The sequence below is a fragment of the Acinetobacter sp. ANC_7512 genome (assembly GCF_056779935.1).
Genome location: NZ_JBWYIX010000003.1, coordinates 105,319 through 124,881 on the forward strand (window position 1 = coordinate 105,319; position 19,563 = coordinate 124,881).

The window sequence follows — 19,563 nt, forward strand, 5'->3', positions numbered from 1 at the left end:
ATCAAGCTTTTTGCGCACATTAATTCATATAATTTTATGGTTTTGACAGCTCAGTTTTTTAAATTCCTCAATCAAATAATCTAATAAACATCTCACGGCAGGCATCATGCCTTGTCGTGATGTATAGGCAACATGAATAACGCCACGTGGCAACTCCCATTCAGGGACTAATTCTACAAGAGTGCCTTGATTAAGCTCTTCATAAACAAACACTCTAGGTAATGATGCTATTCCAACACTGTTCAACACTGCAGATTTCATGGCAGCAAAATTATCAGTTTTGAGTCTTGGAAAGAATTCTACTTCTTGAAACTTATTAACTGTGTCAAATTTGGATTGAAATCTCCAAATCGATTTTGGGACATGAAAACCTATACTCGGAAGTTGTTCAAGGTTATCCAAATGGATAGGCTCATGAATCTGTTGAATTAATTCAGGCGTTGCCACTAACACATGTTGCCAAGCATCAAGCTCTCGTACAATCAAGTCGCTATCTTCAAGTGGTAAATTTCTCACCCTAACAGCTAAATCAATCCCCTCTTCTATGAGATCAATTTTACGATTTGTTGCGACCAGATGAACTTGAACACGTGGGTAATGTTGCATGAATTTAGCAATCATATTCCCCAATGGAAACTCAACCAAACCAATTGGACACGAGATTCGAATTAAACCTGAAGGCTCGCTCGACAAACTTTGCTCTACAAAATTTTCTGCCGCCTCCACTTGATCCAAAATCTTAATACAATATTCAAAAAATTCTTGACCAACTGCGGTTACGGCAAACTTTCGTGTATTTCGTTGCAATAATCTTACGTGTAAACGGTTTTCCAAATCTGAAATATGACGAGACAACTTAGATTTTGTAATACCTAAGGCTTCACTTGCCTTAGTAAAACCTTGATATTTAACGACTTGCACAAAATAGTAGTAATCATTTAAATTTTGCATAATTGTTTCATTTTTGGAATTATCTGTTGAGAGAATCGCCCTGTAATCTCATCAATATACCTCAATATCATGATTAGAACGATATATAGAGGAATACAAATGACACAAGTTCAGAAAGTCTATACCAGCGATCGAAGCACATGGGTGGGTGATGGTTTTCCAACAAACTCCATGTTACCCATGCATGAAATAGGAAATCATACCAGCCCATTCTTGGTAATGGGTTATACAGGTCAATATCGATTTTCTCCAAGTCACCACCAACGCGGTGTTGGTTTACACCCCCACCGTGGTTTTGAAACGGTGACGATTGTCTATGACGGCGAATTAGAGCATCGTGACTCAAAAGGCAATCATGGAAAAATTGGTCCAAACGAAGTGCAATGGATGACCGCAGGTAAAGGTATTCTGCATGAAGAACACCATTCGGAAGCTTTTGCAAAAACTGGCGGAGTTTTGGATATGGTTCAACTTTGGGTAAATCTACCAGAGCATGCCAAGATGACTGAGCCGAGATATCAGGAATTGACTGAGCAAAATATTCCTGAAGTTTTATCTCACGATGAGCAAACCAAGATTCGTGTTATTGCTGGTCAATATCAAATCGGCTCAACTGTTTATCAAGGACCAGCTCAAACATTTAGCAACATGAATGTTTATGACATTAGACTTAATCATGGAGCATGCCTTCCATTAAACCTTATGCCAAACTGGAATCATCTGATTTTCATCCTTGATGGAGAAGTTGAGATTGATGGTCAGATCTATACAGCCATGCAAACGCTTTATCTTGACCCAAAATCAACACAGGTCGAAATAATTGCTCATCGTACGGCGAAAATTCTTTGCTTAAGTGGTGAACCATTGAATGAACCCATTGTTGCCCACGGTCCTTTCGTCATGAATACTCAGGAAGAAATCGTGCAAGCATTTGATGATTTCAGAAATGGAAATTTTGCTTAATTTAACATCCACAAGCCTTATCATTTTCAAGATAAGGCTTACCCCTCATCACTCCTTCATTCATTTCAAATACTTGTCATAATCGCCTATTAGACTTAGTTCAAAAACATCGTACGATTACTAAATGAAATCAGATAATTTTCCTAAAGTTAGCTTATCAGCACTATTTTTTATTTTTCTTAAATTAGGATGTATTTCATTTGGCGGTCCTGCAGCGCATTTGGTGTTATTTCATCGCACTTTTGTTGATCAACTCAAATGGTTAAGCTCTCATGAATATGGACAATTGGTCGCATTAGCGCAATTGTTGCCAGGTCCGACCAGTAGTCAAGTGGGGTTATCGATAGGATATTTCTCCAAAGGATATTGGGGGGGCTTTATTGCTTGGTTAGGATTTACATTACCTGCCTTCATTCTAATGACTTCATTTGCTATTTTTGGTCAATATTTTTTTTCCGATATACCTCTCGAACTCTTTCACGTCATCCATTTGATTGTAATAGCCGTCGTCATTTGGGCTTTTTTACAAATGTTCAAAAGCTTCTGTACTGAAATTTGGCAGTATGTCCTGATGCTGAGTTCTGCTTTTTTTATTTATTTTGCGCAGTGGAGCTATAGTCAAATTTTCTTAATTTTAGTGGCTGGATTCATTGGCTTAGCATTTACAAAAAAAGGAAAATCTCAGCCATCACCGCACATCAAAACCACTCAGGCATATCAAAAGTATCATTATCTCTGGCTCATCCTGTTTGTCACTTTATTTATTATTTTTCCTGCGCTGCAATTTATCTATTCATCAAGCTTGCTTAGAAATCTAGAAAGCTTTTATCACACTGCTTCAATGGTTTTTGGGGGCGGTCATATCATCCTGCCACTCATGTATGAAGATTTTGTGCTTACTCAACACATCACTGCGGAACAATTTGACTTAGGCTATGCATTTGCTCAAGTTATTCCAGGCCCTTTATTTAGCTTTGCAGGATACGTTGGCACATATTTAGGATTTACCGCATCGCCTTTACTTAACGCTGCAATTGCAACCAGTATAATTTTCCTGCCCTCATTTCTGCTTATTTTCGGCACGCTCCCTTACTGGTCAAAATGGGTCAAAAACAAAAAGATTGCAGCAGCTGTCGCTGCTATTAATGCAGCGGTCATCGGATTACTACTCTGTTTAATTGCTCAAATGGCTGAAAAACATCTACATTCAATTTATGATTTTATTTTTATCGGCATTGTCATTCTTTTACTGAAATCAAAAATTCCTGTCATCATCTCTTTAGTAGCGAGCTTTGTTAGCTATGGAGCTTTATTGTATTTTGTAATTTAAAGATCAAACTTAAATGCAAAAATAAAAAAACTCGCAAGCCTGAACTTGCGAGTTTTTTGTCATCACGTTGCCTTAGAACAAGCGATTCATCCCGTTTAACGTTGCTACGCGATAAGCTTCAGCCATCGTTGGGTAGTTAAACGTTGTCTCAACAAAATACTTGATGGTGTTGTTCGGACTATTCATCACGGCTTGACCAATATGAATAATTTCAGAAGCATTATTACCGAAGCAATGCACACCTAAAATTTCTAAGGTTTCGCGATGGAACAAAATCTTTAACTCACCCACTGTATCACCCGTGATTTGTGCACGAGCAAGGTGACGGAAAGACGCCTGACCAACTTCATAAGGAATTTTTTCTTCAGTTAATTCCTGCTCAGTTTTACCAATTGATGAAATCTCTGGAATGGTATAAATACCAGTAGGAATATCAACTACGGGTTGGATACCTTGTTCACCACTCATAATCGCGCCAGCACAGCGACCTTGGTCATATGCAGCTGAAGCTAGAGACGGCCAACCAATTACGTCACCCGCAGCATAAATATTTTCAACCTCAGTTTGATACTGCTCGTTCACTGATAGTTGTCCGCGGCTGTTTGGTTTGATGCCAACATTTTCCAAGCCAAGACCATCTGTATTACCAGATCGACCATTACACCATAGAATTGCATCAGCTTTAATTTTCTTGCCACTTTCAAGATGCAACACCACATGATCATCAAATGTTTCTAAGTGATCAATCTGCTCATTGTGGCGAATCAATACACCTTGTTCACGTAAGTGATATGACAATGCATCAGCAATTTCGTCATCTAAATAGCTCAGTAATTTATGCTGAGTATTAATCAAATCAACTTTGTGATCTAAGCCAATAAAGATAGATGCATATTCACAGCCAATGACACCAGCGCCATAAATAATGATTTTTTGAATTGAAAAATCTAGGTCTAAGATTTTGTCAGAATCAAACACACGTGGGTGATTGAAATCTAAAATTGAAGGACGATATGGACGACTACCTGTCGCAATCACCAACTGTTTAAAAATAATCGTTTCTTTCACACCTTCAGGCGTGAAAATCACCACCGTATTTTGATCTTGGATATAAGCACGACCGTGGAAAATATCAATGCGGTTACGGTCGTAAAAACGCGAGTGTGTATCCACTTGCTGTTGGATCACTTTATGCGCATTACGAAGCACTTGCTTCATGGTGAATTGTTTCCAATCACCCACTTTTTGGAACATTGGATCACGTTGATAACGGATAATGCTAGAAACCGTTTGACGTAAAGCTTTACTTGGAATAGTTCCTACATGCGTACAGTTACCACCAAGTTGTTCACGCATATCAACTACTGCAACGCGCTTGCCTGATTTGGCAAGTTTCATTGCCGCACCTTCACCAGCAGGGCCTGAACCTAAAACGACTGCATCATATTTGACAAAGGTTCCACTCACGACCTCTTTCTTACGCGGCATTCAATGCTCCTATACAATTATCTCTTCATTTATCTAACTTATATTATGACTGAAAATGCACACATTTGCTGTATTTCAATACCATATATTGCTTGATAGCCACATTTATTTTATGAATATCGTTTTTGCCCAATTTATGCATAAATTCGCTATAATAAGAGACCTATTTTTAATATTTCCTCCCGTCACACATTAGTGGAATCGTTGAATATGTCAGAAAACCGTAAACCAGTACAGGGTGAAAAACTTCGTGGCGCTGAGAAAGTCGCACGTATTCCTGTAAAAGTGATTCCTACGGTTGAAGCACCTCGTAAACCAGACTGGATTCGCGTCAAAATGGCTGCACCAGAAGAGGTTCAACGCATTAAATCAACTTTACGTGAACAAAAATTACATACAGTGTGTGAAGAAGCTGCATGTCCAAATCTTCCTGAATGTTTTGGTGGTGGTACAGCAACTTTCATGATTATGGGTGACATTTGTACACGTCGTTGCCCATTTTGTGATGTGGCACATGGTCGTCCGAATGCATTAGACCCAGATGAACCACGCCACATGGCTGAGACAATTGCAAACTTAGGTTTGAAATACGCTGTTATAACATCTGTAGACCGTGATGATCTACTCGATGGTGGAGCGCAACACTTTGTTGATTGTATTAAAGAAGCGCGTGCTTTAAGTCCTAATACATTATTGGAAATTTTAGTACCTGATTTCCGTGGTCGTATGGATGTTGCATTACGCATCATGACGGAATGTCCTCCAGATGTGTTTAACCACAACATTGAAACCGTACCACGTTTATACAAAGCAATGCGTCCAGGTTCAGACTATCAACATTCCTTAAATCTTCTTAAAATGTTTAAAGAATACTGCCCAGATATTCCAACTAAATGTGGCTTGATGGTAGGTATTGGCGAAACTGAAGAAGAAGTTCTCGCACTTCTTGATGACCTCAAAGCACACGATGTTGACTACGTAACAATTGGTCAATATTTACAACCATCGAAAGAACATGCACCAATTGATCGCTTCGTCACACCTGAAGAGTTCGAACGCTATACAGCACATGGGCAAAAATTAGGCTTTAAAAATATTTGGGCTGCACCAATGGTACGTTCAAGTTATTTTGCTGATCGTCAATACTATGGCGAACCAGTACCAGCAGTTCGTCGTAAAGCTGATCCTGCAAAGAAAATTACTGTTCAAACAATCGAAGCATAATTCTTCTTACTTTAAAGCCCTCGTATGAGGGCTTTTTTGTTTGTGGTTTTTATAATTCTCAATTACTTATTGACACATTTCTTATCTCTCTTCAGCTTGAATTTTGAATATTTTTCAAACAATCTTATCCAATATAAGTATTAATATGCGTCCGTTTTAGAACTCAACGCTTTCGTTTCACATTTCATGATCCAATATCGCTGTAGATCTGATGTTTGTGCTTTGATTAAATTTACTGTGGGTATTGGCTCCATGACCAAATCATAAATGGAGCAGTTCATAATGTTTTTTATACTCAGTTTAATTATTCTATTTATAACACTCTGGGCTATTTTTTATTTCGAATTCTCAAGAACTTCTGGGGCTATCACACTCACAGTCGTATCTATTTTAGTCGCGTTGATCAGCCCTTGGTCGCTGATACTCGGTATTCCTTTTATCCTAATTTCATTGATTGTCAGTATTGATACGTTAAGGATGAAATTTATTACACAACCTGCCTATAAAGCTCTAGCCAATGCAATGCCAACAATGAGTAGTACGGAGCGTGAAGCATTGGATGCAGGAACCAGTTGGTGGGAAAAAGAGTTATTTATGGGGGCACCAGACTGGAAGAAATTTGATCAGTATCCGTCCCCAAGGCTGTCTGAAGAAGAACAATCATTTATCGATCATGAAGTCGAACAGCTCTGCCAGATGCTGGATGAATGGGATATTCACCATCATCGTAAAGACCTCCCTGAAGAAGTTTGGTCATTTATTAAATCCAAAGGTTTTCTGGGTTTAATTATCCCTAAAGAATACGGCGGTAAACAATTCAGCTCATTTGCGCAAAGCCGTATCATGAGTAAGATTGCCTCACGCTCACTTACCACTGCTGTCAGTTGTATGGTGCCTAACTCTTTAGGTCCAGGAGAATTACTCTTACACTATGGTACTGAAGATCAGAAGAATCGTTATTTACCAGGTTTAGCAAAAGGTGAAGAGATTCCATGTTTCGGTTTAACAAGCCCTGAAGCAGGTTCAGATGCAGGTGCAATTCCTGACACAGGTGTGGTTTGTTATGGTCAATTTGAAGGACAAGAAGTTCTTGGCCTAAAAATGAATTTTTCCAAACGTTGGATTACACTTGCCCCTGTTGCTACGGTGGTCGGTTTAGCTTTCAAATTATATGACCCTGAAGGTTTACTAGGTGATAAAAACAAAACTGAATACGGAATCACATGTGCCCTATTACCAGCTGATCATGAAGGTGTGATTGTAGGAGCACGCCATAATCCAGGTTCACCATTTATGAATGGTACCGTGGATGGTAAAGATGTCTTCATTCCGCTGGATTGGATTATTGGTGGTGTAGAAAATGCAGGTAAAGGCTGGCGTATGCTGATGGAATGTCTGGCAGTTGGCCGCGGTATTTCTCTTCCAGCACTATCAACAGCTGCAGGTGAAATGTGTTATTTAAATGTCGGCGCCTTTGCTCGTGTCCGTCAACAATTCAAAATTTCAGTCGGTAAATTCGAAGGTGTTCAAGAGGTTTCAAGTGATATCGCTAGCGATACCTATATGCTTGAAGCATTCCGTTACCTAGTGACTTGTGGCCTAAACCAAGGGGGTAAACCTGCAGTCATGACTGCAATGGCAAAATACTACGCAACTGAGACCATGCGTAAGATTGTTAATCATAGTATGGACATTGTGGGCGGGCGTGCTATTCAAATGGGTCCTCGTAACTTCTTGGCGCTCATGTACCAAGCGATCCCTGTTTCGATTACTGTTGAGGGTGCCAATATTCTGAGTCGTTCACTGATGATTTTTGGTCAAGGTTCGATGCGTTGTCATCCCTATTTATTTGAAGAATTACAACTTTTACAAGCCGAAAATAAAAATGCAGCATTAAAAGATTTTAATGACATTCTTTATAAGCATTTGGGTTATACATTTAATCGAACCGCTAAATCATTTGCTTATGGTTTTATAGGCGGATCAACAGAAGGCTCAGTAAAGGCTGATGATTTCAGTCGCCCCTACTACAAAACCATTAATCGTTTGAGTGCTAATTTTGCCTTAGTCGCAGATATGTGCTTAGGCCTCCTTGCAGGTGATATCAAACGCAAAGAAATGCTGTCTGGACGATTGGCAGATATGCATTCACACTTATTTATTGCGACTGCAATTCTTAAATTTTATGAAAATGGTCAACGTACTGAAGCTGAACAACTGCATGCTAAACTCGCACTTGAGAAAGCATTATATGCATCTCAAGAAGCGTTCTATGGTCTGTTTGATAACTTCCCTGTAAAAATTGCCGCAAGTTTAGTCAAACTTATTTGTTTCCCTTTTGGTCGTCCTATTACTCAACCATCGGATGCCTTGAAACTTAAATTAGGTGAACTAATTCTTCAGGAAAATGCTTTTCGCAATGAATTAAAAAAACATGTCTTCTATAGTACTGATCCCGATGATGTCAATGGGCGCATGGAGTCTACATTCCAAATGTTGCTTCAAATTGAGGAATTATGGAATAAGTTTAAAAAGGCTGAATCCAAAGGCCAATTTACAGGTCTGACTTTTGAAGAGCACATTGAGTCTGCTCTTAATGACAAGTTCATCACTCAGGCTGAAGCAGATCAGTTACTTACGTATAACGCTAAACGTTTTGACAGTATGTTGACCGATGTTTTCGATACTGAACTTAACCAGAGTTTAGAACTTGAGAACCCTCACGCTCAGGTGTTGTCAAAATCTACACAATACTAGTCACTCAATTGCTTCTGAAAAAACGATCCTAAAGGGTCGTTTTTTATTTTTCATTCCACTTTTTATATTTCATTCCACTATGGTGTTATAGAAAACAACATCAAAATAAGCGAAATTAAATGAAAACAAAATAATGAATCTTTATTCATTTTTTATGATAATGTGATTACAACTAATAAAATAGCTGTCATTAAATTTTGAACATATGAAATTGACACGCATTTGAATCATATAAACTACAGGACAAGGATCAACGCTATGAGTCAAGAAATCGTATTAGTTGCAGGTAGCCGTACCGCTATGGGTAGCTTTCAGGGAGGACTTTCAAGCTTAACAGCCCCGCAACTTGGTGCTGAAGTCATTAAAGCCGTACTTGACCAATCTAAGCTTGCTGCAGACCAACTAGATGAAGTGATTATGGGCTGTGTTTTACCTGCGGGATTAAAACAAGGTCCTGCTCGTCAAGCGATGCGAATTGCAGGTGTACCAGATCATGTAGGTGCAACAACGATCAATAAAATCTGTGGGTCTGGCATGAAAGCCGTGATGCAAGCTGCAGATGCCATTAAAGCTGGCTCGGCAAATATTATTGTCGCTGGCGGAATGGAATCCATGTCGAATGCACCTTATCTCATGGACAAAGCACGCGCAGGTTACCGTATGGGACATGGCAAAGTGATTGATCACATGTTCCAAGAAGGTTTGGAAGATGCTGAAACTGGCTATTCAATGGGTATTCTTGCTCAAGAAATGGCAGATAAGAAAAACTACACACGTGAACAACAAGACGATTTCGCGATTCGCTCCTTAACTCGTGCTCAGAATGCGATTCAAAATAATTATTTCAAAGATGAAATCACCCCTGTTACAGTAAGTTCACGTAAAGGCGATGTCATCGTTGCCCAAGATGAAAATCCATTTACAGCAAAAATTGATAAAATTCCTACGCTACGCCCAGCATTTGCTAAAGACGGTACAATTACTGCAGCCAATGCCAGTTCAATTAGTGATGGTGCATCAGCATTTTTAGTGACTTCTGCTGAACTCGCAACAGCAAAGGGACTTTCAACTTTAGCAACGATTAAAGCTTACGCAACGCACTCTCAACACCCATCAGAATTTACCATCGCACCTGTTGGTGCAATAGAAAAAGTATTAAACAAAGCGGGCTGGACTGTTGAAGACGTGGATTTGTGGGAAATTAATGAAGCGTTTGCGATGGTGACCATGGCAGCGATCGATGCTTTTCATTTAGATCCTGAAAAAGTGAATATCCACGGTGGAGCTTGTGCACTCGGACATCCATTGGGGTCATCAGGTTCACGAATTATTTTGACTCTCATCCATGCATTAAAACGCTTAGGTAAAACAAAAGGTGTTGCCGCACTTTGCATTGGTGGTGGAGAAGCAACTGCGATTGCGATTGAAATCCCAGCTTAATATTTATGCTATAGCGCATCTCAAGATGCGCTTTTTTTATGAGGAAAAAAATGTCAAAACAAGATTATGAAAATGGTTTAAAAGTTCGTACAGAAGTGATGGGAGAAACTTTTGTCAAACGTGCACAAGACAATACAGTTCCATTTACTCAACCACTTCAAGATTGGATTAATGAGCATGCATGGGGTTCAACTTGGCAACGTGAAGGCGTTTTACCACGCAAGTATCGTTCGTTAATCACGATTGCATTTTTAACAGCCCAAAAAAGCCCAACAGAACTTAAAGGTCATGTACATGGTGCTTTAAATAACGGCGCAACTGTTGAGGAAATCCAAGAGGTTCTTTTGCACAGCTTGCCGTACTGTGGTGCTCCAGCTACACAAGAAGCATTTAGAGCCGCGTTAGAAGTCATTAATGAATATCAACAAAGCTAATCTCATTGAGCATTCATAGATAAACCGCTTAATCTACATTAAGCGGTATTTAAGGTATTTGGACGCTAGATTTAACTTAATTCAATTTTAGATTGATGTTCAAGCACCTGAACCACAGCTGAAAAGTCAGAATCTTGAGCTTTCACTTTTTCAATTTGCATATACTGATTTTGTATAAGTTGCATCGCTGGCAAATTCAACGCTTGCTCTTGAATTAGTTCAGTCGCAATTCCTATATCCTTTTGTAAAAGAGCTAAGGCAAAGGTTTTTGGAAACGCACGACTCAGAACACGTTGCGCCATAATATTTTCAGACATTGAACTTTTACCACTAGAATGATTAATACAATTCAATGCACTATTCAAATCTACTCCTTTTGACTTTAATACCGTCAATCCTTCTGCGAGTGCCCATAGATGGGTTGCCATCAACGTGTTATTCACTGCTTTAACAGCAAATCCAGAACCACTCTCCCCGACATATTCAATTAATCCTGCAAATGCCTGAATAATCGGTTTTGCACGCTTATAAGCATCGACATCACCCCCAACCATTACCGTCAATGTCCCTTTTTCAGCGCCTATAGTTTGCCCAGAAACGGGGGCATCTAAATATTCAACACCATTAAATTTCAACTGATTTGCAAGTTTTAAAGCACTTATAGGTACACCACTGGTACAGTCGATCCATACGCTCCCCTTGACCGGAGGATTTTGAGCAATAAGCTGTTCGACATCTGCACTGGTGGGTAAGCAAGTGAAAATAAAATCTGCTTTCACTGCTTGATCGACAGAGGTCGCTTTAGTACCAAATGTTTGTGCATGTTCTTCTGCTTTTTCAAAATTACGGTTCCAAACTAAAACTTCAAATCCTAGTTTTGGTAAATGGCTCGCCATGTGCCATCCCATAGCACCTAAACCGATAAATGCAATTTTCATTTTTAATTTCACCTTAAATTTGAGTGTTAGGGAGTGCCGTTGCTTCTGCTGAATGCGGTTTGTTTTCGAGCTCTACTGTTTGCGCATTCTTATCTTCGCGATTTAAGAAAAGATTCAATAAAATAGCCGCTAATGTTGCAGTCCCTATTCCACCCAAATCAAAATTCCCAATTTGTAAACTATAATTGCCTGTCCCCATAATTAAGGTGACAGCAGCAATCAACAGAGTACTGTTTTTGGTAAAATCTACGCGGTTGTCCACCCAAATTTTAGCACCGGCCACTGTAATCAGACCGAAAACAACAATCGAAGCTCCCCCTAATAATGCGACAGGAATCGTACTAATAACCGCGCCAAATTTTGGTGATAGACCTAGCAAAATTGCAAATACGCCAGCAAATAAAAATATGGTGGTCACATAAATTTTGGTTACCGCCATCACACCAATGTTCTCAGCATATGTCGTCATTCCTGTTCCACCCACTGATGCAGACAAGGTCGTACATACACCATCTGCAAAGAAACCTCGTCCCATATATGGTGAAAGATTACGTCCAGTCATTGCAGATACTGCTTTGAAATGTCCTAGATTCTCTGCAACTAAGATGATCGCTACGGGAGCAATAAGCAGCATGGCATTAAATTCAAACACTGGCGCATGAAAAGTAGGTAAACCGAACCAAGCTGCCTCACTGACTTTAGTAAAATCGATCGCTGTACCAAAACCCAAAACATTGGTGAGTAAAAAATAAATAAAGTAAGAAGCCACTAAGCCAATGAGCAATAATAATCTACGGATCATGCCCTTAGTAAATACGGCGATTACACTAATACAAATAATCGTGATTAGAGCCATCCATGAATCAAACTGATTAGCAGAGACACTTTTGATCGCCACTGGCGCTAAATGCAAACCAATGATCATCACAATTGCTCCAGTCACAATTGGTGGCATCAATTTTTCAATCCATGCTGTGCCAGTTTTCATCACGATCAAACCGATCAAGGCGTACAAAATACCGCATGCAATGGTACCGCCAAGTGCTAAGCCTAAGTTTGGATTTAAGCCAACACCGGTATAACCAGTGACTGCAATGACTGCTCCAATGAAAGCGAAGCTCGAGCCTAAATAGCTCGGCATACGCCCCCCAGTCATTAGGAAAAATAATATTGTCCCAATACCCGTAATAAACATTGTAAGATTCGGATCGAAACCCATCAGTAAAGGGGCAAGTACTGTTGCTCCAAACATTGCAAATGCATGCTGCAGCCCCAATACCATACTTTTACCTGGCGGCAAGTACTCATCTACTTGAACTGCGGTCGTGTCTAGATTTCCTTGGAAAGGTTTAAATTTTGGAAACCATGTTTCTTTTGTGCTCATCGACCTTCTCCTGATCAAGCATGCTGTTTTAGACCATTGGAACTGGCTCGCAATATGCTCGGTTAAAATACATGAGGGCTTTTTCACCCGCTTGCTGTTTCATCCCCTTTACATGGCAGAACAAAACATCATGACTGCCTACCGATAAACTTTGTACGACTTCACAATCAAAACTCACTAGCGCACCTTCTAAAATAGGTGCACCTGTGACTAATGTTGACCAGTCCCCCTTTTCGAAACGTTCTGCCATTGGAGTTTTACCCCCAAACACATTCGATAAATGCTTTTGACTACTGCTTAAAGTATTGACACACAAAACCTGATTACTTTTAAATGTTTCAAATACTGATGCTGATCGATTTAGACATACCAGCAATGTTGGTGGCGTATCTGTCACACTACATACAGCTGAAGCTGTGAAGCCAGCTTTTCCTGCTAGACCAGCTGTAGTAATGACATTGACAGCTGCACCTAAATTCGACATTCCTTGTCTAAAAACCTGTTGGTCAATGTTGAGTGTGGCACTCACTGCCTCGGGTAAATTGATTGATTTCACATTTGCATTCATAGTGTTCTCCATCCCTCATCGCCTAAACAGTCAGTGAGGGACTCATAATAGGGTGATGAAAGCTTTCAAATTAAACATGAGCAATCGAAGCAATTTCGATGAGTGCATCAGGTTTGACTAATCCTGTTTGAACACAATAACGAGCTGGTTCTGCATTCGGAAAATATTCGGCATATACTTCATTCATTGCAGCGTAGTTTGCCCAATCTGTCAGAAAAATATGATTGAAAGTAATGTCAGACATTGTTCCGCCAGCAGTTTCGATGACCTTCTTTATTGTTTCAAGGACATGGCGTGTCTGTGCTGCTACGTCTCCAACATGAACTACATTGTTGTTTTCATCAAAAGGCAAAGTGCCTGAAACATAGACAATGTTGTCTGCTTTAGTTGCTGGCGAATACGGTGCGAGTGGCTTACCTGAACCCACTGGAATAATGACTTCTTTTGACATGACTTATTTCCTAATTTTAGAATCTATAAATATTTATGCGCTTTCAGCGAGTGTTAGTTGATCTGTAAAACTACTGACAAAACTTTCTGTATCCGACACCCATCCAAAGAAGGTTTTTATGTTGTACATACTTGCGACATGGGCTTCTTTTGGCCCTGCTTGATGACAGGCATCGTCTAAAGCCACGCCAAAATATTCTAGAAAGAAGCCATCTCTGAGCGTCGATTCAACACATACATTGGTCGCGATACCAACAAAAACCAAATTACGAATTCCACGCACTCTGAGCATGCTGTCTAGCGCTGTGTTAAAGAATCCACTATAACGAGGCTTTTCAATCACAATATCTTGAGGAGCTGGCACCAACTCATCAATCAACTCAAAATCCCAATCCCCTTTTGCTAACAATTTGCCTTGTAGCTCAGGACGCTTACGCATGGTCTTCAGTGCATTTGATTTGTGAAAGTTTGGTGAATCAATACCACCTGCTTCACGATATTGATTATCCCAACCGTTTTTGAAATAGATCACTTGAATACCAGCATCATGTGCTGCAGAAACTGCCTTTTTAATATTTTCAACCACAGGTTTTGTCGTCGACACATCAAACCCAGCAAGATCTAAATAACCACCTTTTGACGTATACGCATTTTGCATATCAATCACGATTAATGCTGTTTGCTCTGGTGCAAGCACAATATTTTCCGGTTCGGCTTTGAGTTTTACACCCGTACCCGCTTGTGCAGTAAATCCAGCTTCAACGGTATTTTCTAAATGATTCATGCGATTTTCTCCAACACAGGTTCTGAACTCATTCCTTCAACCACAACATGTTCACGACATTTCATAAGCGGCTGAATCCGTTGTCCAAAACTTTCAACACCTTCAACAAAATCATCAAATGTCAGTAAAATGCCTTCAGTTCCTTTCACCTCACTAATCTCATCTAGCATTTTTGCGATAGTTTCGTAAGAACCCACCAACGTTCCCATATTGATGTTGACTGGTGATACTGATGAAGCCATTTGACGAATATTAGTATCCGCACCAGATTGAGTATCTTTTCCGCCTTGATTCATTAACCAGTTGATTGCTTCAATATCAGCACCATCGTTGTAATGTTGCCACTTCGCCATCGCTTCTTCGTCTGTTTCAGCAGCGATAATCATGAACAAAACGTAGGTTTGAACATCACGACCCGTAATATCTGTTTTTGCTTTTAAACGATCATTGATTTCTGCATATGCTGTTGGTGTATTTAGCCCTTTACCAAAAACAAAATTGTAATCAGCGTGTTGAGCAGAAAATTCCAAACCTGTATCCGATTGACCAGCGCAGATAATTTTCATCTCTGCTTGCGGGCGTGGGCTAACTCGGCAATCATCCATTTGGAAATGGTCACCTTTAAAATCAGATTTACCTGTTGCCCATAATTCACGCAGAATTTGTACGTATTCAGATAAGTATTCGTAACGCTTTCCAAAATATTCATCACCGGGCCACATGCCCATTTGAGTATATTCTGGCGCTTGCCAACCTGTGACGACATTTAGGCCGAAACGACCATTCGAAATTGAATCAATCGTAGATGCCATGCGTGCAACTATGGCAGGCGGCATCACTAGCGTCGCAGCTGTTGCATAAATTTTTATTTTGCTGGTGACTGCAGCAAGACCCGCCATAAGCGTAAAAGTTTCAAGGTTGTGATCCCAAAACTCAGTTTTACCCCCGAAACCACGCAGCTTAATCATAGACAATGCAAAGTCAAAACCGTAATGCTCTGCGCGTTGGACAATTTTTTTATTTAACTCAAAACTTGGTTTGTATTGAGGAGCATTTTCTGAGAGTAACCAGCCATTATTTCCGATCGGACAAAAGACACCAATTTTCATATCTAACACTCCTAATTTAACGATCAGTCAAATTTGATTTAGTAGGATTAAGCTTTCGAACTTGTATTAGATATTTAGCAAATGATGTGCCAATTATTATTTTATTATATATTACAAAAACTTAATGATTTTCTATTTTACCTTATGATAAATTAATCACATAATCCCAATACCCATTACTCCTAAACAACGTCATAAAAAAGTGCACAAGATGTTCCAAAAAATACCACTTGGTAAAATAATTAAAAAACCACGATCTCAATCGTGGTTTTTTATATGCAATTGAAAAGTTTCAAATGCTAGAGTGATCGAAGAAATTGAATAAGTGCCTGATTAGTGATATTTGGCTCAGTCACAGTAGAAGCATGTGCACCTACATCAAAAATTGAGCATTGTGCATGTACAAAATTTTTCTGAAGATCAAGAGTCTTATGTACTGGAACCAAGAAATCATCACGATTTGCAATCAAGTGAATTGGAGTTCGTTGAAGTGCGGTGATATGTTCATTCGTTATTTTAAATTCCTTTAAAGCCTTCAGACGTCTCAATACATTCTCTTTTGGTGGAAAGTTTCGGAGTTGATTATTTTCTGCTTGTTGTATTTGATCGATATTAACAGAGATCCATACAGGTGGATAAAGAAATAATGCTTGAGCTCTAACATATGCCTCTGCACCAGCATTTTGTAATAACGATTCTCGAGCTTCAAAACATTTGAGCGTATGTGGATCTAGTGAGTCCCACGCATTAATACTGGTCAAACTCAACATTTCCAATTTTGTATTTTGAATTAAAACGGCTAACTCCGCTCCAATATGCCCACCTAAAGCATGACCGATAAAATGGAATTCATCGATCTTTAGATCCTCTAAAATCTGTATCACTTGTATTGCCATATCGGTCATTGAATAAGTTGGTGCTAGTAATGCAGCATCTGCATGACATCCTTGTTGATCATATGTAATGACATGAAAAAATCGAGTCAATATATCTAATTGAGGATGCCAAAAATGTCCATGCCCTCCTAACCCTGAAGATAACAACACAAATTGAGCATTAGGATTAGCTTTGCAGTAAAAAACTTGATACGTCATAAATTTTACCTATCGATAAAAAATAACTACAACTCTGCAATTAACATGCCCAAGCTAATTCAATTAAAAATTTATTTCTAAAATGCTAAATTTATAATTCTAAAGATAAACAATAATTGTTATCATTTACAATAATTACATACACTCACACTTTCTTACTTTTATGAACAGTACAGAATTCGAACTACCAGGCGAGTTAACACTTGGGAATCAAGTAAAAAAAATTCGTAAGACTACTAAATCAGTTTCTATCAGTTATCGCCTGATGGTGCTCTATCGTTTTTTATTGGCGGGTATTGGAGGTTATTTGCTTGCATCCCTCTCTGCTATCGTGATTGCACAAACATTTAGCACATATCAATCTAGCGCAGCGATGTCAGCAACGCTCATTGCTTTCTGTTTACAGTGTGCAGCGTTTATTTGGGTTTTTATGGTTCACAAAACCAGAAAAGCTACATTGGGCATCGTCTTACCTAGCCTTGCTTTATTTCTCATCTATAAAATCATGGGGAACTAATTCATGAGAAGTGATGCCAAAGCTGAAGGCCCACGCCAGTCTATGTCATGGTTACATACTTGGGCTAGTTTGATACTAGGATGGTTGCTGTATGCCATCTTTGTAACTGGTACTTTGAGTTTTTTCCAAGCAGAAATCAGTACATGGATGAAGCCCGAGTATCACCAATCGATTCCAAGCCAATCTCAACTCGAGCAGACGCAAGTGGCTCTGCAATATTTGCAGAATAATCATGATGATGCAGGGAGCTGGGGAATTCAATTGCCCAATGCTCGTCAAAATTACACCACACTGAATATCCGGAATGTCGGAGAAGATCCCAATGCTCGTCGCGGTGGTAAACGTGTGACGATTGACAGTGCCACAGGTGAAGTATTAGAAGCCCGTGAAACCCGTGGTGGTAGTTTTCTGTATCGTTTCCATTTTGAATTATACGGAATGCCACGTATATGGTCACGTTGGATTGTGGGCATAGCAACCATGTTTATGCTTGTTGCAATTATTAGTGGCATCATCACCCATAAGAAAATCTTTAAAGATTTCTTTACCTTTAGAACAGGTAAAGGACAGCGTTCTTGGTTAGACGCACATAATGCAACAGCTGTATTCGCACTTCCCTTTCATATCATGATCACTTTTAGTGGTTTACTTTTATTATTGTTTACCATCATGCCATGGGGGGTACAGCAAATTTATGACAATCGTGGCGCCTTTCTACAAGACCAACGAAAATCCTTAATTCAAAATCCAGCAGAACCACAAGGGCAGACTCGTACTGATCAACCGCAAGGAAATCAGCGCTCAATGATGAATGCTCGTACAAAAATTGAGGCTCGTGGTACGCAGTCAGCATCAAATGAACATACTAACAAAATGGATGGTGAGAGAAAGAATCGAGGTGAAAGTCGACGTACGCGCAACCAAGATCGAAAAGCTGAACCTGCACCACTTACAGATATTGCTCCGATCCTCACTCAAGCTGAAGCGAAGTGGAAAAACAATCCGATTGGTTCGATCACAATTAAAGCACCAAATACATCGAAGGCGACCATTGAGTTACGTGCTTTACACGGCGCAAGTATCGCTCATCGTGGCGTATATGAAACTTTAGACTTCAATGGTGTGACAGGTCAAAACATTACAGATGATTCCGCTCAACTCAAAAATCCTTCTATTCCCAATGGCATTTACAATGTTGTCACTGTTCTACATGAAGCACGAGGAGTTGATTTAGCCTTACGTTGGATACTCTTTTTTTCTGGTATCGTTGGCACGCTAATGGTCGCAACAGGATTAATTTTATGGTGCGTCAAACGTGCACCTCAACAAGCGAAACAAGGTTATAAATCCTTTGGGTATCGTACGGTCGAGATTACCAACATCGCTGCGATTATCGGCTTACCAATTGCTTGTGCAGCTTATTTTTATGCAAACCGTTTTATCCCTGTTGATATGGAAATGCGTATAAACTGGGAAATCCGTACATTCTTTATAGTGTGGCTCTTCACACTGGTTTATGCTGTTTTTCGCACCCATCGCCAAGCTTGGCTTGAATTACTGAGTCTCGCCACCCTGCTTTTTGCTTTACTTCCGCTTTTAAACTTTATCACAGGTGGTCAACCTTTATGGCGTTCTATAGCTCACGGACAATGGGTTATCGCTTCGTTCGATCTGGCGATGATAGTTTTAGCAGTAGTTTTTTATTTTGCACTTTACAAAGTTCAAAATCATCAAGGAACTCCATTAAAAAAGAGTCAAGTTTTACCTAAGGTAGAGGGGTAATCACCATGAGCTTTTTTCTCCTCATTTGGGCAGTTTGTACTTTAGGTTTTATAGGTTTAGCCAGTGCAATGCAAAAGCATCAAAAACAAATTTTTGGTCAAACATTGAGTATTAAACACCAGAAAATAGCCTCAATGGTTGGATGGGGATTCCTGTCGTTAGGGCTTATCCTCTGCATGAGCAAAGGACAAGTCAGTAATATGATGAGTTATTGGGTTGGTGTACTGACATTCGCTGCGCTTTTTGTTGCACTTTGTCTGACCTATTTTGAGTCACAAATAAAAAAAATCATTTTGGGCGTATCCTTTATTGGATTCATTAGCTTGATCTTCTCAATCATTTAATACTTT

General features: G+C 39.5%; 18 protein-coding genes. 9 read left to right on the top strand and 9 right to left on the bottom strand.

The features are described from left to right. Window positions 1-24: 24 nt before the first annotated feature. A complete protein-coding gene (locus AC1M9H_RS04335; protein ID WP_481612832.1) occupies window positions 25-951 on the bottom strand; it encodes a LysR substrate-binding domain-containing protein in 927 nt (308 codons plus the stop codon). Between the two features lie 99 nt (window positions 952-1,050). Between AC1M9H_RS04335 and AC1M9H_RS04340 the strand changes: the two genes are divergently transcribed. Then, on the top strand, window positions 1,051-1,914 hold the full coding sequence (locus AC1M9H_RS04340; protein ID WP_481612833.1) for a pirin family protein: 864 nt from the start codon (window positions 1,051-1,053) through the stop codon (window positions 1,912-1,914). A gap of 124 nt (window positions 1,915-2,038) precedes the next feature. Next, a complete protein-coding gene (chrA, locus tag AC1M9H_RS04345; protein ID WP_481612834.1) occupies window positions 2,039-3,244 on the top strand; it encodes a chromate efflux transporter in 1,206 nt (401 codons plus the stop codon). A gap of 72 nt (window positions 3,245-3,316) precedes the next feature. On the opposite strand, the gene sthA is transcribed toward chrA, so the two are convergent. Next, on the bottom strand, window positions 3,317-4,732 hold the full coding sequence (gene sthA, locus AC1M9H_RS04350; RefSeq protein WP_035265673.1) for a Si-specific NAD(P)(+) transhydrogenase: 1,416 nt from the start codon (window positions 4,730-4,732) through the stop codon (window positions 3,317-3,319). Window positions 4,733-4,942: 210 nt separating this feature from the next. On the opposite strand from sthA, the gene lipA reads away from it, so the two are divergent. The 4 genes from lipA to AC1M9H_RS04370 all read left to right on the top strand — a co-directional run bounded on the left by lipA (window position 4,943) and on the right by AC1M9H_RS04370 (window position 10,587). Beyond that, entirely contained in the window at window positions 4,943-5,956 is a 1,014-nt protein-coding gene (gene lipA / locus AC1M9H_RS04355) for a lipoyl synthase (protein ID WP_035265671.1), read from the top strand. 282 nt (window positions 5,957-6,238) lie between these two features. Further along, the gene (locus AC1M9H_RS04360) at window positions 6,239-8,713 is read left to right on the top strand and encodes an acyl-CoA dehydrogenase (protein ID WP_481612835.1); all 2,475 of its coding nucleotides are present in this window, start codon (window positions 6,239-6,241) and stop codon (window positions 8,711-8,713) included. A gap of 258 nt (window positions 8,714-8,971) precedes the next feature. Further along, complete coding sequence (locus AC1M9H_RS04365) at window positions 8,972-10,153, top strand: thiolase family protein (protein ID WP_481588487.1); 1,182 nt, start codon at window positions 8,972-8,974, stop codon at window positions 10,151-10,153. Between the two features lie 50 nt (window positions 10,154-10,203). Next, window positions 10,204-10,587 carry a carboxymuconolactone decarboxylase family protein gene (locus AC1M9H_RS04370; RefSeq protein ID WP_481612836.1) on the top strand — a complete coding sequence of 128 codons (384 nt, stop codon included), beginning with the start codon at window positions 10,204-10,206 and terminating at the stop codon, window positions 10,585-10,587. A 71-nt stretch (window positions 10,588-10,658) separates the two neighbouring features. Here AC1M9H_RS04370 and AC1M9H_RS04375 read toward each other — a convergent pair whose 3' ends face one another. The 7 genes from AC1M9H_RS04375 to rutD all read right to left on the bottom strand — a co-directional run bounded on the left by AC1M9H_RS04375 (window position 10,659) and on the right by rutD (window position 16,914). Then, entirely contained in the window at window positions 10,659-11,525 is an 867-nt protein-coding gene (locus AC1M9H_RS04375; RefSeq protein WP_481612837.1) for an NAD(P)-dependent oxidoreductase, read from the bottom strand. A 13-nt stretch (window positions 11,526-11,538) separates the two neighbouring features. Beyond that, window positions 11,539-12,909, bottom strand: coding sequence for a pyrimidine utilization transport protein G (rutG, locus tag AC1M9H_RS04380; protein ID WP_481612838.1), 1,371 nt, complete (start codon window positions 12,907-12,909; stop codon window positions 11,539-11,541). A gap of 28 nt (window positions 12,910-12,937) precedes the next feature. Then, a complete protein-coding gene (gene rutF / locus AC1M9H_RS04385; RefSeq protein WP_257219888.1) occupies window positions 12,938-13,477 on the bottom strand; it encodes an NADH-dependent FMN reductase RutF in 540 nt (179 codons plus the stop codon). Window positions 13,478-13,547: 70 nt separating this feature from the next. Beyond that, window positions 13,548-13,928, bottom strand: coding sequence for a pyrimidine utilization protein C (rutC, locus tag AC1M9H_RS04390; RefSeq protein ID WP_035265663.1), 381 nt, complete (start codon window positions 13,926-13,928; stop codon window positions 13,548-13,550). Window positions 13,929-13,961: 33 nt separating this feature from the next. After that, window positions 13,962-14,711, bottom strand: coding sequence for a pyrimidine utilization protein B (gene rutB / locus AC1M9H_RS04395; protein ID WP_481612839.1), 750 nt, complete (start codon window positions 14,709-14,711; stop codon window positions 13,962-13,964). Then, window positions 14,708-15,820: a pyrimidine utilization protein A gene (gene rutA / locus AC1M9H_RS04400; RefSeq protein ID WP_481612840.1), complete on the bottom strand. Its 1,113-nt coding sequence runs from the start codon at window positions 15,818-15,820 to the stop codon at window positions 14,708-14,710. Before rutA ends, rutB begins: the two co-directional genes overlap by 4 nt. Window positions 15,821-16,119: 299 nt before the next feature. Beyond that, window positions 16,120-16,914 (bottom strand): pyrimidine utilization protein D, encoded by a 795-nt coding sequence (gene rutD / locus AC1M9H_RS04405; protein ID WP_481612841.1) that lies wholly within the window; start codon window positions 16,912-16,914, stop codon window positions 16,120-16,122. Window positions 16,915-17,077: 163 nt separating this feature from the next. Between rutD and AC1M9H_RS04410 the strand changes: the two genes are divergently transcribed. The 3 genes from AC1M9H_RS04410 to AC1M9H_RS04420 are packed head-to-tail and all read left to right on the top strand — an operon-like array spanning window position 17,078 to window position 19,557. Further along, on the top strand, window positions 17,078-17,431 hold the full coding sequence (locus AC1M9H_RS04410; protein ID WP_481595596.1) for a hypothetical protein: 354 nt from the start codon (window positions 17,078-17,080) through the stop codon (window positions 17,429-17,431). A gap of 3 nt (window positions 17,432-17,434) precedes the next feature. Continuing rightward, window positions 17,435-19,213, top strand: coding sequence for a PepSY-associated TM helix domain-containing protein (locus AC1M9H_RS04415; RefSeq protein ID WP_481612842.1), 1,779 nt, complete (start codon window positions 17,435-17,437; stop codon window positions 19,211-19,213). A 5-nt stretch (window positions 19,214-19,218) separates the two neighbouring features. Continuing rightward, complete coding sequence (locus AC1M9H_RS04420; protein WP_092766011.1) at window positions 19,219-19,557, top strand: DUF3325 domain-containing protein; 339 nt, start codon at window positions 19,219-19,221, stop codon at window positions 19,555-19,557. Window positions 19,558-19,563 lie beyond the last annotated feature (6 nt).